This window comes from Pedobacter ginsenosidimutans (assembly GCF_001442625.1).
Classification (GTDB): domain Bacteria; phylum Bacteroidota; class Bacteroidia; order Sphingobacteriales; family Sphingobacteriaceae; genus Pedobacter; species Pedobacter ginsenosidimutans.
In genome coordinates this window covers 1-14,234 of record NZ_LMZQ01000064.1, presented here as the reverse complement: position 1 = coordinate 14,234, position 14,234 = coordinate 1, and the positions used below count along the sequence as shown (strand labels likewise).

The following is a 14,234-nucleotide window of genomic DNA, read 5'->3' as shown; positions in this document are numbered from 1 at the left end:
AGGGCTGCAACGTTAAATGGTGCAAGTTATTTGGGCATGAACAAAGAAATCGGCTCACTAGAAGTGGGAAAACTAGCTGACATGGTGATCATGGACGCCAATCCTTTGGATGATATCCGCAATTCGGAGAAAATTAAATATGTAATGATCAATGGTCGACTTTACGATAGTGCTACCTTAAATGAAGTTGGAACCAGAGAAAAATTGAGAGGTAAACTGTGGTTTGAGAATACCAGAGGAAATGGCTATATTATTCCAAACGGAGAGTCAGAAACCTGGACATTTACTGTTCCACATTGTGATTAAACTATCAACACTGTAAAAGACATGTAATACAACTTACATGTCTTTTATGGTAAATTTACGCCATATGAAGCCCAACAAACTATATATTACCACATCAGTTGTATTCTTAGTACTCAGTGCACTCGTTTTTTCATACAGCGGATACTATATTTTGGGTATCCAGACTGTTAATTTGTTCTTAGCGTTGATTGCGATGGCTTATATCACATCTTTTATAGCAGTAATGAAAGATCGGAAATCTATTGTTTCGTGGTTATTACTGATCTTAAATTCGGTTATATTAATCTGCCTCATCTATTTTCTGACGCATTTTAAAATGAAGATGTAGTGCTTACGTTCGTTTTTAACAGGGATTCGTCATCTCGATTGAAGCGAAGCGAAATAGAAAGATCTATTATAATGAATTTCACCTCCGAATGATTTCCCTTGGAACACTGCAGTAGAAATGACGATTATTATGATAAGGGCTTATAGCACCAACAGGCCGTATTCCCTTAGCGTATTGATCGGTTTAGCGTACCAGAACAGCTCGAAATTTTCCATTTTTTGCTCAAAATCGGCCTTAATCTCTTGAAAAGTATAAACTTTTTCGTTTGAGATAGAAACTTTATCTAAAACAGCAGTGAGCCACTCACCTTCCTTTTTATTGGTTTGCACAGTAAAAGTCTCTTTTTTATCGTGAAAAGTAAGTGATGCCATTTCCCAGGTATTACCCTTTTTTGATTTGGTAAAATATTCAGTCGAAGGCTTACCTCCTATCCACACTACTTTTGCGGTAGGTTTCGTATTAAACTGATCTCCATCATTTAAGGCTTTCTCGATAAAATCAGCAGGGATTTTCGTTCTTGGAATTTTAAAATCGAACCAATCCTGCAATTCATAATCAAAACAGATGCCATGCATAAAATTGAAGAGTGATTTTTTCAATCCGTAGCTGAATTTATTATGGTCAATACCCGTTTTATCGGTATAATTGATATCATTATTAGCAAAAGTGCCAATCACTTCAGTGTCTTTTACCACGCCAAACTTTTCCGGATACATCCCTACCGGACTATGTGCCGTCATGGCAAATTGATGCCAAAAGCCTGATTGTAATATTCCAACCTCAAACAACTGACGTACCATCTCCAAACTGTCGATCGTTTCCTGTACCGTTTGTGTGGGGTAACCATACATTAAATAAGCATGCACCATAATTCCGGCTTCGGTAAAATTACGGGTAACCTTAGCCACTTGTTCTACCGTTACGCCTTTATCGATCAGCTTTAACAAACGATCTGAGGCCACCTCTAAACCGCCCGAAACGGCAATACACCCTGAAGCCTTTAACAATAAACATAAGTCTTGAGTGAAACTTTTTTCAAAACGGATGTTCGTCCACCAGGTAACGGCTAACTTTCTTCTAATGATCTCTAAGGCTACCTCACGCATAAGTGCAGGTGGCGCAGCTTCATCAACAAAGTGAAAGCCATTTTGCCCGGTTTTTTCATATAAATCTTCAATCCGATCTACAATCATTTTGGCGGCAACAGGTTCGTAAACTTTGATATAATCAAGCGAAATGTCGCAGAACGTACATTTCCCCCAATAGCAGCCGTGGGCCATAGTGAGTTTGTTCCATCGCCCATCACTCCACATGCGGTGCATCGGGTTAACGATTTCAATTACCGAAATATACTTGTCCAATAACAATCCACTATAATCTGGCGTACCTACATCAGCTTGCTTATAATCATTTCTGAAGGCATCGTTACGGTAAACCACCTTGCCGTTTTCGAGCAGGAAAGTTCTTTTATAAAAATGAGCTTCAGCAGGAACAGGGTGGATAATATTTTGATATAAAAGTTCAATCGGTAATTCGCCATCATCCAAAGTGATATAATCGAAGAACTCAAAAACCCTTGCATCTGATAATGATCTTAATTCTGTATTCGGGAAACCGCCGCCCATAGAAATTTTAATTTCCGGGTGATTGGCCTTGATCCATTGTGCACAACGAAAAGCACTGTACAAATTGCCCGGAAAAGGAACAGAAATCAGGAACAATTTAGGCTGAACCGTTTCAATTTTGTCTTTTAAAACCGAAATCAGGATCTCATCAATGTAGGTTGGTTCCTTATTCAAAGCATCGTATAGTTCATCAAAAGAATTAGCACTTCTGCCTAAACGTTCTGCATAACGGCTAAAACCAAAATTCTCATCAACACACTCTACTATGTAATCAGATATGTCTTCAAGATAAAGTGTAGCCAAATGTTTTGCTTTATCTTGCGTACCCATTGCGCCAAAAGCCCAATCCAACTCTTCTAAAGTAGCAAACCGTGAAGCTTGGGGCAGAAAATCGTCACTACAGATCTGCAATGCCAAAGTTGGATTCTTGCCCTGTAAAAATGCAATCACTGCATCAATGGTTTTTAAATATTCATCTTGTAAAGCGAAAATACGTTTAGCATTGTTACTTTTTTGATTTTGATCATCAACGCTTAAACTGAATAAATCTTGTAGTCCTTTTTTAGAAAACAGTAGTAAAATGACCTCAATACCTAAATCGGCCTGCGTGGTGCTGATATTTTTAGTGTTCAGAAAACCTTTTATATATGCCGTTGCTGGATATGGGGTATTCAGTTGGGTAAATGGCGGCGTAATGGCAAATATTTCGGTTTTCAAAGGGAATTGTTTTTCTGCAAAAGTAAGGGAATTTTTATACAGTCGTCACCCTGAATTTATTTCAGGGTCTATTTTTCGGAAGAAATGCTAATCCCAATGTAATATCTGTGATGGCATAATGAGTCCTGAGATATAATTCAATTAAACTAAAACACCAATCCAAACGTTTTAATCCTACATCAATACGTTTTCTACCTGAATGAAAGTTTTTTGTTTTTACATCCTGATGCTCTGTGTGCAAATCAGCTTTGCGCAAAAAACATTTATATTTCCTAAAATTAAAGCACAGGGGGCTTCTGCTCAACAATTTACCCCTATAAACTGGACTGTTATCGATCAGGTTTATGGCGACCTGAACAACGATGCCTCAGACGATTTAGCGGTAGTTTTTGAATTTAACAAAACCATAGACGAAACACGTGTATATGGCGACAATAACACCGATATTATAAAGGAAACGCAAAAACCGAGAATTTTGGCTATCTTTTTTAAAGACAAATCAACAGGGATTTATAGCTTATCAACCCAAAACAACGATTTCATACTGCGTTCGGAAGAAGGTGGTAAATTGGGTGATCCACTGCAGCAGATTGCCATTAAAGACCAACAACTCTACCTCCGTTTCCAGGGTGGCTCGGAGTGGCGCTGGGAACTGGGTTACACCTTTAAATTCGAAAATAAAGACTGGTTTTTAACAAGCGCGATAAATCTGTACTTTAACCAGAATAGTGGCGATATGACCGAAAGGGTTTACGATTTCAAGACCCGTGAATTATTTACTACTGTTGGTAATCTGCACCGAAGGGATATTTCGAACCGAAAAACAAGTGAGGTTTTATATTTTTCGCAGCTTAGAACTTTTAAAACCTTTAAAAAACCATGGGCATGGGAAATTATGCCGAATGTTTATTTGTAGGTTATAATATTAGCTCCAACTTTGAGATTGGATTTTAGTAATAATAAAGTTTGGGGTACCAATTCTTTTAGTGTTAAATATGTATTGTCAAATGCATTTAAAACAATGATGGGTAGGGTATATTTTGCGAAATTCTGTTGAAACTGGAGATTTTTATCAAATGTGATCCGTACATGAAAATCATCAGCGATCATTAATTTCAGCAATTCACCATTCTTAACGCCATTCCAACCCATGTCTCTAACGGTATAAATCTCATGTTCGGAAAAATGTTCTTTTAATCTTTTGGGGAGATTTCATCAAGAAGCAATTTCATATATTTTATCTATATAATCGGAGGTTATTAATTTGCTTGCTACTTCTAACACACTAATTAACTGGCTTTTAGACACACTTGGAAAGTCTTCTAAAAATTCATCGATAGTGATTCCTTTCTCTACATGAAAAAATAAGGTTTCAACCGGAACTCTTGTACCTGCAAAAACAGGTAAACCACCTAAAATGTCTGCATTTGTTGAGATAATATCTTTTAATGATTCCATAGTAATCAATTTTAATAACAAATTTTAAAGATGTTGTACAAACCTATCAGGTTTTCGAAACCTAATGGGTTTATTAAACTTTAAATATTCTGCGCAATTACAAAACCACTGGCCCAGGCCCATTGAAAATTATAGCCACCCAGCCAGCCCGTAACATCTAAACATTCGCCACCAAAAAACAGGTTCGGAATCTTTTTACATGCTAAAGTTTTAGAAGATATTTCGTTCGTATCAATTCCACCACGCATTACCTCAGCTTTATCATAACCTTTATCACCAGCAGGCTTAACCTTAAAACGATGAATGGTTTGTTCAATTAAATCGATCTCAGCCTTTGTTAATGCGGCTACAGGTTTGCTTAAAGGCAAAAACTTACCTAATGCATCGGTAAACTTCTTGGTATAAATTCTGTTTAAGAGCGTCGACAATAAAGTTTTGCCGTTATTTTTTCTTTCCTCATCCAATAATGCTACGATATCCTGATGAGGCAACAGATTTAAATTAATCGTTTCACCTCTTCTCCAAAAAGAAGAGATCTGCAAAATAGCAGGCCCGCTTAACCCCCAATGGGTAAAAAGGATATTTTCTTCGAACGAAATCTCATCATTACTTACTTCGCAGAAAACAGAATTACCCGAAAGCTGCGCAAACCATTCTTCGTCTTTTCCGGTAATGGTTAATGGAACCAAAGCGGGTGCAGTTTCAATTATTTTTAAATTATGTTTTCTGGCAAAGCGTAAGGCGAAATCAGTAGCGCCCATTTTTGGGATGGGTAAACCTCCAGTGGTAATCACCAGCTTCTCTGCAGTTAAAACTACGGTTTTATCATTTTTCTCATAACTTACTTTAAAGCCTTCTGGCAATATTTCAATATCCTTTACATCTGCGTTACACCTAATTTCTTGCCCGAAATCTTCGCAAACGGATGTAAAAACCTCAACAACATCTTTCGCATTTTTATCATCAGGAAATAATTGGCCTAAAGTTTTTTCTTTGCCTGTTATGCCATAAGTTTCAAAAAAGCCAATGGTATCGTCAACTGTCCACTGTGTGAAAGCAGATTTGATAAAATGTGGGTTCGCTGATATAAACTGCTCAGCTGACGCAAATTGATTCGTATAATTACATCGGCCTCCACCCGAAATTAAAATTTTGGCACCGGGTTTTTCACTTTTTTCGAGCACAATTACTTTCTTGCCCAGATAGCCTGCCTGCACCGCACACATCAATCCGCAAGCACCTGCACCAATAATTATTGCATCAGCATTCATCAATAAAATTTATTATGGTTACTTTTGCACAAAAGTAGCATTATTTTCAAGCGCATGGCAAAACAGATTAGCGAATTAAAATTAGGTATTTTAGGTGGCGGACAATTGGGCAGAATGCTCATTCAACAAGCAATCAATTACAATGTAACCACATTAGTTTTAGACCCAGATCCTGATGCCCCCTGCAAACACATCTCTAATTACTTCGAAAATGGCTCAATTACCGATTTTGACACCGTTTACAACTTTGGAAAGAAAGCCGACATCATTACCATTGAAATTGAAAAAGTAAATATCGATGCGCTTGAACAGCTTGAAAAAGAAGGCAAAAAGGTATTTCCACAATCGAGGGTGATCCGTTTAATTCAGGATAAAGGCGTACAAAAACAGTTTTTTAAAGAAAACGATATCCCAACCTCTCCTTTCCAGATTGTAAATACAAAGGAAGATATGGAGAACAGTAATATCCCTTTCCCATATATTTTAAAACTGCGTAAAGATGGTTACGATGGCAAGGGTGTGATGAAAATCAACAGTGCTGCCGATCTGAATAAAGCTTTTGATGCGCCTTGTATTATCGAAAAACTGGTTGATTTTGAAAAGGAAGTTGCGGTAATTGTGGCCCGTAACGCAAACGGCGACATGAAAACTTTCCCGATGGTAGAAATGGAATTTAATCCTGAAGCCAATTTGGTTGAGTTTTTGATTTCCCCATCTACTTTTGCCGAAAGCTTACAGCAAAAAGCAGAAAACATTGCTAAAAATATTGCTTCAGCAATGAACATCACCGGGATTTTAGCGGTAGAAATGTTTGTTTGCAAAGATGGAGAGTTGCTGGTTAACGAGGTTGCCCCTCGTCCACATAATAGTGGCCATCACACTATTGAAGGTAATTATGTTTCTCAGTTCGAGCAGCATTTACGTTCTATTTATAATTTGCCACTTGGCGATACCACGAGTATTACCAATGCCATTATGATCAATCTTCTTGGCGAAAAAGGCTTTGAAGGTGTGGCTAAATATGAAAATCTGGAGAAAATATTAGCCATCGACGGTGTTTTTGTTCACTTGTATGGCAAAAAATATACTAAACCTTTCCGCAAGATGGGCCATGTAACCATTGTAGATATTGATAGAGAAAAAGCCATCGAAAAAGCAAGGTTTGTACAAAAAACATTGAAGGTAATCGCATAATCCCCCTAGCCCCCTGAAGGGGGAACTAATAGCGAGGTGGAAATACATAATTTAAAAGAAGTTAAAAAAGAAATAGAATAGATATGAGTCAAGGAAATTCAAGTTCGGCATTAGTAGGAATTATAATGGGAAGCAAATCAGACCTGCCTGTTATGCAAGATGCCGCTGATGTACTAAAAGAATTTGGAATAAACTATGAAATTACGGTTGTTTCTGCTCACAGAACACCAGAACGTATGTTCAATTATGCCAAAGAAGCACAAGGCCGTGGCTTAAAAGTGATTATAGCCGGTGCCGGTGGTGCGGCTCACTTGCCAGGAATGGTTGCTTCTATTACCACATTACCGGTAATCGGTGTTCCAGTTAAATCATCAAATTCTATTGATGGCTGGGACAGTATTTTATCAATCCTACAAATGCCAAATGGTATCCCGGTTGCTACAGTAGCTTTAAATGCAGCTAAGAATGCAGGTTTACTAGCTACACAGATTTTAGCCACTGCTGATGAATCTTTAACGGTTAAAATGCAGGCTTATAAAGATGAATTGAGAAGGAAAGTTGAAGAAAGTGCTGATAGTCTTGAGGCTTAAATCGGGAGTCTTTAGTCTATTCAACTACAAATAAACGGGCAATGTAAATAGATTTTACACTGCCCATTTTTATTCAATATCAATAATATCGCCTGGCCTGCAATCTAAAACTTTGCAAATCGCTTCCAGCGTATCAAACCTTACTCCCTTTGCCTTCCCGGTTTTTAATATGGAAAGGTTTACAATGGTAAGGCCTACTTTTTCTGAGAGTTCGGTTAGCGACATCTTTCGTTTGGCCAACATCACGTCTAAATTTATAATTATAGGCATAATTCAGCTTTATACGAATGATTCGTTTTCTTGTTTAATATCTACACCAACTTTAAAAGCTAAACCAAAGGCCAATATTATCAAGCCTATAATGGTTTCAGCAGCTATAATACCTTCTCCATTGCTTAAAGCATACTTAGAATCGTTTAAACGTAACTGATTAATGCAGGAGACAAATAACTCTTGTGAAAACCACCTTGCTATTGGCAAACATATTACCAATAAGCTTCCCCATATTATAATTGATGCATTTCTTGTGGTAAATACTTTATCTTTTGTTAACGATTGGAAAAACATTTTTATTAGAATTATGATAGCCCCAATAAGTAACCAATAAACAACAATTGAAAACTGAAACAATAGAGCTGGTAAGGAAAATAATTGATCATAAGTCCTAAATCTCAAATGAACCAAAGCCCGATCGGTTTTTTGTATCACAACAGTATCATTAAACCATGATTTTAAAGGATCTTCATCAACTTTATTGGTAAAATAATTAAGTTTTACATTATATACTTCATAACTTTTAACTGCCTTACTAATTGCAGGCGAAGACGATGTGAAAAATTGTTGCAGTAAAAATATAAAATAAAAAGCGAGCACGATGGTTGCCAGTCTATTTATGTTTTTAATCACCTTGCTTTCTGAGAGTTTCATAAACCGTAAATTTAATTATGAAACAAACATAGAATAAAAATTAAAACAAAACAATAAATATTTATCGTTTTATTTTAAATAAATTACCTTTTATTAAAACTGTTAACCGAAAATTGCCAGCTGCTAATTGATCAATTCAAACTCGGATCAACCGGAAAATTACTGATATGAGCATATTTTGGGCCTAAGTTTACAATTACATCACGCCAAAGCTTTTCATCATCGTTACTAAAGATGAGATCAGGATTAAAGATATCGCTCACCATCCATGCATTCTGCTCTATTTCGCGATCAAGCTGTCCATGGTCCCAACCAGAGTAACCCATAAAAAATTTCACTTCATCAGCACTTATGGCGTTGGTATTTAAAAGGATTTTAAGTGTTTCAAAATTTCCGCCCCAGTACAATCCATTCCCGATGGGCTCACCGCTCTGCAGTTTATCATAACTTCGATGAATGAAATGTAAGGTATCCGCTGCAACTGGTCCACCAAAATAAATGTAGTTTTTTGCATCCCACAAATCCTGGATTACATCATTGAGAATCAGGTTCCCTACCTGGTTAAGGATGTAACCTACGGTGCCCTCATCTCCATGTTCTGTTAACAACACAACAGATCTTTTAAAATTCGGATCGGCCATAAAAGGCTCTGAGATGAGCAAGCGGCCTGTTTTTGGTTTTATATTGTTCAGCATGATGATAATCATTTGTTACACCGTAAAAGATGTCTATTTTTGTTAAATGCAAGTTACAAATGAATTTCTACAAAACCTGCGCCAAGATTACAAAAGCGCTTCGCTGGATGAATCTGACGTTGATCAAGATCCAATTATCCAATTTAAAAAGTGGTTTCAACATGCTGTTGATGCGCAGATATACGAACCCAATGTAATGACTTTGGCTACAGCGGATAAAGCTGGCAGACCAGATGCCCGTATTGTTTTACTTAAAGGCGTTGATACAGATGGATTTAGGTTCTTTACGAATTACTTAAGTGCTAAGGGAAAAGAGCTTAAACGCAATCCATACGCAGCTTTAGTATTTTTCTGGCCTGAATTGGAAAGACAAGTGAGGATTGAAGGAACGGTAGAAAAACTGGATAAGGAAACTTCAGAAGAATATTTTAATACCAGGCCAATTGGCAGTCAGATTGGAGCAGTAGCCTCTCCACAGAGCCAGGTTATTCCGAATAGGGCATTTTTAGAGGAAAAATTTGAAGAATTAAAGGCTAAAAGTACCGATAAAGGTATTGCAAAACCTGCACACTGGGGCGGTTATATTGTAAAACCAACTAGAATCGAGTTTTGGCAAGGAAGAAACAGCAGGCTGCACGATAGGATAAATTTCGAAAAGGTTAAGGGAATCTGGACCAAAACAAGATTGGCACCATAGCTTAATATTAAATAAATAGAGATCGGCTATCCAGCAAGATTTCTATTTTAACTAATCATTAACTAACCTAAATTTACTAGGAAGTACCTTTATTAAAACGTCTTCATTATCTCAAATGGCGACGGTAATTTTCTATATTTTCATAAGCAATCCAATTGCTTTTTTGTTTTTCTGCTGGATCAAAAGTCATCAAAAAAGACATTAAAATGAAGCAGGTACCGATGAATATGTGCTTTGTATCGACTAAAAAAACAGCGCCAAAATTTTAACATTTCATTTAACAAATTTTAACTGTATATTTTTGTTAATCAGCATTTTAAATCACAACAAACGAGTAATAATTTAGAAATAAGAGATTAAATACCTACTTGCAATCTACCGTTCTAAACCATCTAAAGAACTACAGAGTTAATCAAACTTATATTTCGAGTTATCAATTGTAACTAAACTTTTCGCTGAATCTTCGAAATAGGTTTATAATCGATAAAGATTAGCATAACTCAGCTACAAATAAGTAAATTCGCCTTTTTAAAATCCCTTAAAAGATGAAACAAATCGCAGTTATAGGATCTGGTACAATGGGAAATGGCATCGCCCATACCTTTGCGCAATTCAATTATCAAGTTAACCTGATTGATATTAATCAGTCTGCGTTGGATAAGGCCATACAAACCATTACCAAAAATCTAGACAGACAGGTAGCTAAAGGAACATTAATAGAAGATCAGAAAACAACGACTCTAAAAAATATCACAACATATACTTCAATTCCGGATGGTATCCAAAATGCCGATTTAGTTGTAGAAGCAGCTACCGAAAATGTAGACTTAAAACTGAAGATTTTTAAGGATTTAGATGAGTACGCACCTGCACATGCGATTCTGGCTTCCAATACATCTTCCATTTCCATTACACAGATTGCCGCCGTAACCGGTAGAGGTGATAAGGTGATCGGGATGCACTTTATGAACCCTGTTCCGGTAATGAAGTTAGTAGAAGTAATAAGAGGTTATGCAACCAGTGATGAAACAACCAGGACTATTATGTCGCTATCGCAAAGTCTGGAGAAAGTTCCGGTAGAAGTAAACGACTATCCTGGTTTTGTGGCCAACCGCATTTTGATGCCAATGATTAACGAAGCCATTTATACCTTATACGAGGGCGTTGCTGGTGTTTATGAAATTGATACGGTAATGAAACTTGGAATGGCACACCCGATGGGCCCGTTGCAGTTAGCAGATTTTATTGGTCTGGATGTGTGTTTGGCCATACTAAAAGTATTGAACGATGGATTTGGGAATCCTAAATACGCGCCTTGCCCTCTATTGGTAAATATGGTTGCTGCAGGTAAAAAAGGTGTTAAAACTGGCGAAGGCTTTTATAAATATACCTCAGGATCAAAAGATCTTGTTGTTTCCGATAAATTTAAAAAATCCTAATTTTTTTAGCATTTAATTTTATATTTGCTGTATGAATGAGAATCTGGATCCAGAAGCAAGCAACCTAAGCCCTACCGATCGCGATATTGAAAGGGTATTAAGGCCGCAGGCTTTTGAAGATTTTACGGGGCAGGAAAAAGTGATGGAAAACCTGAAGATTTTTGTTCAGGCGGCGAAACTCCGCGGTGAGGCTTTAGATCATGTTCTTTTGCATGGTCCTCCCGGATTGGGAAAAACCACACTTTCTCATATCATTGCCAATGAAATGGCTACTGGCATTAAGGTGACTTCTGGTCCTGTTTTGGATAAACCTGGCGATTTAGCTGGTTTATTAACCGGCTTGGATGAAGGTGATATTCTTTTTATCGATGAAATCCATCGTTTATCGCCGTTGGTAGAAGAATACCTATACTCTGCCATGGAGGATTTCAAAATTGATATCATGCTCGAAACAGGCCCGAATGCCCGTTCGGTACAGATATCGCTCAATCCTTTTACGCTTGTTGGCGCCACTACGCGTTCTGGTTTATTAACAGCGCCTTTAAGGGCCCGTTTCGGAATTAATGCCCGTTTGGCATACTACGATGCTAAATTACTAACCACAATTGTGCTACGCTCTTCAGATATACTAAAAACGCCGATCAGTGATGAAGGTGCGTACGAAATTGCAAGACGTAGCCGCGGTACACCCCGTATTGCTAATGCACTTTTACGGAGAACTAGAGATTTTGCACAGATTAAAGGAAACGGAAATATCGATACCGAAATAGCCCGCTATGCCCTCAATGCATTAAATGTAGATGAACATGGCTTGGATGAAATGGACAACAGGATCCTGGTTACCATTATCGATAAATTTAAAGGCGGTCCGGTAGGTTTAAAAACCATTGCGACAGCGGTTGGAGAAGATGAAGGTACTATTGAGGAGGTTTATGAACCATTTTTGATTCAAGAGGGATATATTATGCGTACTTCCCGCGGTAGAGAAGTTACCGAAGCAGCTTACAAGCACTTAAAGAAAAATTATCCGGGCCAAACCGGGAAGTTGTTTTAATATAAGATTGTTTCTTGCCAGGTCGTCATTTCGACCCGATAGCTATCGGATGAAATGCAACGGAATGGAGAAATCTGGCACCATTGTATTAAAGATCTCTCCACTGAGGTCGAGATGATGCCCCGCTTTCTGCTATTGCGAGGAACGAAGCAATCTTTTTCTTTCGTTCTTCTAAACTTGTTCAGGATCTTCAAAGAAATATATAATCTATCTGAACATTTAAGCCCTTTTGGTGTTCATAAAATAGAAATCAAACATTATGAATATTGAATTACGTAAACTAACGCTCGAAGATTACGCAGATCTTAAAGAATCGATGCTTCAGGCCTACGACAGTATGGGCGGTTCCATCTGGCCAAAATCAAGTATTGCAAAGCTTTTAAATATTTTTCCCGAGGGGCAGCTTTGCATCGCAGTTGATGATAAGGTTGTGGCCTGTTCCCTTGCCATTATTGTAGAGTATGACGAATATGGAGATCGGCATACCTACAAGTTGATCACTGGTGATTATTCTTTTACAACACATGATCCCAACGGCGATACGCTTTATGGAATCGAAATTTTCGTACACCCTGACTTTCGCGGCTTGCGCTTGGGAAGAAGGTTATATGAGGCACGTAAAGAACTCTGCGAAAGCCTAAACCTAAAAAGCATTATTGCCGGTGGTAGAATTCCAGGGTACCACCAATATGCAGAGCAGCTGAGTCCGCGGCAGTATATAGACAAGGTAAAAGCAAAAGAAATTTACGATCCTACACTGACTTTTCAGATCTCGAATGATTTCCACGTAAGAAAAGTATTAAAGAATTATTTACCGGGCGATAAAGAATCAAAAGAATATGCCACCTTAATTGAGTGGAATAATATTTATTACCAGGGTATTGATGCTTCGGCCCGTTCGGCAATGACCATCCGTTTGGGTTTGGTGCAATGGGAAATGCGTTTATTCCCTAATATGGACGCATTTTATGAGCAGGTGGAGTTTTTTGTTGATGCGCTAAGTGGTTACAAATCAGATTTCGTGATGTTCCCTGAGCTATTTAACACACCTTTGCTGCAACCTTACAATCATTTACCAGAGATTGAGGCCATGCGCAAACTCGCCGAAAAAACAGAAGAGATCGTACAAAAAATGCATGAGTACTCGTTGAGCTACAATACTAACATCATTACAGGCAGTATGCCGCTTATTGAAGATGGTAAACTTTATAATGCCACTTACCTTTGTCACCGTACCGGTAAAATAGACGAGTACAGAAAAATCCATATTACACCGAATGAACAGAAATATTATGGTATGATCGGCGGCGATAAAGTGCAGGTTTTCGATACCGATTGTGGCAAAGTAGGCATTTTGATCTGTTACGATGTAGAATTCCCTGAATTGAGCCGCATTTATGCCGATCAGGGCATGCAGATTTTATTTGTACCATTCTTAACGGATACACAGAATGGTTATACGCGTGTTCGCCATTGTGCTCAGGCCAGAGCGATAGAAAACGAATGTTATGTGGCCATTGCAGGTTGCGTGGGCAATTTGCCGAAGGTAAACAACATGGACATCCAGTTCGCACAATCGGCTGTTTTTACACCTTCTGATTTTGCTTTCCCAACCAATGCAATAAAAGCTGAGGCCACGCCAAATACAGAAATGGTATTGGTAGTAGATGTTGACCTACATTTACTAGACGAACTGCACCACTATGGAACAGTAAAGGTGCTAAAAGACAGAAGAAAAGACCTTTATCAGGTTAAACTTTTGAAATAATAATCTATAAAAAAATGCCGGTCAAATGAATGAGCCGGCATTTTCATTATAATCTAAAGCTAATTATTTTCTCATCACAAACCATATAATCAGGCCAATAATCACAGCTAGTGGCAATACCCACTTCAAAGCTTGACCGCCACCGTTTTCATCTTTCTCAGTTAC

The 14,234-nt window shown here is 37.9% G+C and carries 14 protein-coding genes; 8 read left to right on the top strand and 6 right to left on the bottom strand.

Translation table 11 applies throughout. The annotated features are described in order from the left end of the window. The coding region (locus tag ASU31_RS26485; RefSeq protein ID WP_157258328.1) for an amidohydrolase family protein at positions 1 to 306 on the top strand (306 nt) is incomplete at its 5' end. A 468-nt stretch (positions 307 to 774) separates the two neighbouring features. Here the strand turns inward: ASU31_RS26485 and ASU31_RS26480 are convergent. After that, positions 775 to 2,976, bottom strand: a complete 2,202-nt coding sequence (locus ASU31_RS26480) for a B12-binding domain-containing radical SAM protein (RefSeq protein WP_057935244.1) — start codon at positions 2,974 to 2,976, stop codon at positions 775 to 777. Positions 2,977 to 3,175: 199 nt separating this feature from the next. On the opposite strand from ASU31_RS26480, the gene ASU31_RS26475 reads away from it, so the two are divergent. Continuing rightward, a complete protein-coding gene (locus ASU31_RS26475) occupies positions 3,176 to 3,892 on the top strand; it encodes a hypothetical protein (RefSeq protein WP_057935243.1) in 717 nt (238 codons plus the stop codon). A 299-nt stretch (positions 3,893 to 4,191) separates the two neighbouring features. On the opposite strand, the gene ASU31_RS26465 is transcribed toward ASU31_RS26475, so the two are convergent. Then, positions 4,192 to 4,434, bottom strand: coding sequence for a DUF433 domain-containing protein (locus ASU31_RS26465; RefSeq protein ID WP_057935242.1), 243 nt, complete (start codon positions 4,432 to 4,434; stop codon positions 4,192 to 4,194). Positions 4,435 to 4,514: 80 nt separating this feature from the next. Further along, a complete protein-coding gene (locus ASU31_RS26460) occupies positions 4,515 to 5,705 on the bottom strand; it encodes a BaiN/RdsA family NAD(P)/FAD-dependent oxidoreductase (RefSeq protein ID WP_057935241.1) in 1,191 nt (396 codons plus the stop codon). A 54-nt stretch (positions 5,706 to 5,759) separates the two neighbouring features. Between ASU31_RS26460 and ASU31_RS26455 the strand changes: the two genes are divergently transcribed. Together ASU31_RS26455 and purE are read left to right on the top strand one after the other, a co-directional pair. Then, on the top strand, positions 5,760 to 6,899 hold the full coding sequence (locus tag ASU31_RS26455; protein ID WP_057935240.1) for a 5-(carboxyamino)imidazole ribonucleotide synthase: 1,140 nt from the start codon (positions 5,760 to 5,762) through the stop codon (positions 6,897 to 6,899). 83 nt (positions 6,900 to 6,982) lie between these two features. Beyond that, entirely contained in the window at positions 6,983 to 7,489 is a 507-nt protein-coding gene (gene purE, locus ASU31_RS26450; protein ID WP_057935239.1) for a 5-(carboxyamino)imidazole ribonucleotide mutase, read from the top strand. Between the two features lie 69 nt (positions 7,490 to 7,558). On the opposite strand, the gene ASU31_RS26445 is transcribed toward purE, so the two are convergent. The 3 genes from ASU31_RS26445 to ASU31_RS26435 form a co-directional block, all read right to left on the bottom strand. Beyond that, on the bottom strand, positions 7,559 to 7,759 hold the full coding sequence (locus ASU31_RS26445) for a helix-turn-helix domain-containing protein (protein ID WP_057935238.1): 201 nt from the start codon (positions 7,757 to 7,759) through the stop codon (positions 7,559 to 7,561). 9 nt (positions 7,760 to 7,768) lie between these two features. After that, entirely contained in the window at positions 7,769 to 8,416 is a 648-nt protein-coding gene (locus ASU31_RS26440) for a DUF2975 domain-containing protein (protein WP_057935237.1), read from the bottom strand. 131 nt (positions 8,417 to 8,547) lie between these two features. Continuing rightward, positions 8,548 to 9,111 (bottom strand): YqgE/AlgH family protein, encoded by a 564-nt coding sequence (locus ASU31_RS26435; RefSeq protein ID WP_057935245.1) that lies wholly within the window; start codon positions 9,109 to 9,111, stop codon positions 8,548 to 8,550. 46 nt (positions 9,112 to 9,157) lie between these two features. Between ASU31_RS26435 and pdxH the strand changes: the two genes are divergently transcribed. The 4 genes from pdxH (at position 9,158) to ASU31_RS26410 (ending at position 14,069) form a co-directional block, all read left to right on the top strand. Then, on the top strand, positions 9,158 to 9,808 hold the full coding sequence (gene pdxH / locus ASU31_RS26430) for a pyridoxamine 5'-phosphate oxidase (protein WP_057935236.1): 651 nt from the start codon (positions 9,158 to 9,160) through the stop codon (positions 9,806 to 9,808). A gap of 545 nt (positions 9,809 to 10,353) precedes the next feature. Beyond that, on the top strand, positions 10,354 to 11,247 hold the full coding sequence (locus ASU31_RS26425; RefSeq protein ID WP_057935235.1) for a 3-hydroxyacyl-CoA dehydrogenase family protein: 894 nt from the start codon (positions 10,354 to 10,356) through the stop codon (positions 11,245 to 11,247). Between the two features lie 31 nt (positions 11,248 to 11,278). Beyond that, entirely contained in the window at positions 11,279 to 12,301 is a 1,023-nt protein-coding gene (gene ruvB / locus ASU31_RS26420; protein WP_029277907.1) for a Holliday junction branch migration DNA helicase RuvB, read from the top strand. Positions 12,302 to 12,560: 259 nt separating this feature from the next. After that, a complete protein-coding gene (locus ASU31_RS26410) occupies positions 12,561 to 14,069 on the top strand; it encodes a bifunctional GNAT family N-acetyltransferase/carbon-nitrogen hydrolase family protein (RefSeq protein ID WP_057935233.1) in 1,509 nt (502 codons plus the stop codon). The last annotated feature ends 165 nt before the right edge of the window (positions 14,070 to 14,234 follow it).

Coding starts and splice junctions, on each gene's coding strand:
- ASU31_RS26475 (WP_057935243.1), top strand. CDS start 3,176: ATGAAAGTTTTTTGTTTTTACATCCTGATGCTCTGTGTGCAAATCAGC.
- ASU31_RS26465 (WP_057935242.1), bottom strand. CDS start 4,434: ATGGAATCATTAAAAGATATTATCTCAACAAATGCAGACATTTTAGGT.
- ASU31_RS26460 (WP_057935241.1), bottom strand. CDS start 5,705: ATGAATGCTGATGCAATAATTATTGGTGCAGGTGCTTGCGGATTGATG.
- ASU31_RS26455 (WP_057935240.1), top strand. CDS start 5,760: ATGGCAAAACAGATTAGCGAATTAAAATTAGGTATTTTAGGTGGCGGA.
- purE (WP_057935239.1), top strand. CDS start 6,983: ATGAGTCAAGGAAATTCAAGTTCGGCATTAGTAGGAATTATAATGGGA.
- ASU31_RS26445 (WP_057935238.1), bottom strand. CDS start 7,759: ATGCCTATAATTATAAATTTAGACGTGATGTTGGCCAAACGAAAGATG.
- ASU31_RS26440 (WP_057935237.1), bottom strand. CDS start 8,416: ATGAAACTCTCAGAAAGCAAGGTGATTAAAAACATAAATAGACTGGCA.
- ASU31_RS26435 (WP_057935245.1), bottom strand. CDS start 9,111: ATGCTGAACAATATAAAACCAAAAACAGGCCGCTTGCTCATCTCAGAG.
- pdxH (WP_057935236.1), top strand. CDS start 9,158: ATGCAAGTTACAAATGAATTTCTACAAAACCTGCGCCAAGATTACAAA.
- ASU31_RS26425 (WP_057935235.1), top strand. CDS start 10,354: ATGAAACAAATCGCAGTTATAGGATCTGGTACAATGGGAAATGGCATC.
- ruvB (WP_029277907.1), top strand. CDS start 11,279: ATGAATGAGAATCTGGATCCAGAAGCAAGCAACCTAAGCCCTACCGAT.
- ASU31_RS26410 (WP_057935233.1), top strand. CDS start 12,561: ATGAATATTGAATTACGTAAACTAACGCTCGAAGATTACGCAGATCTT.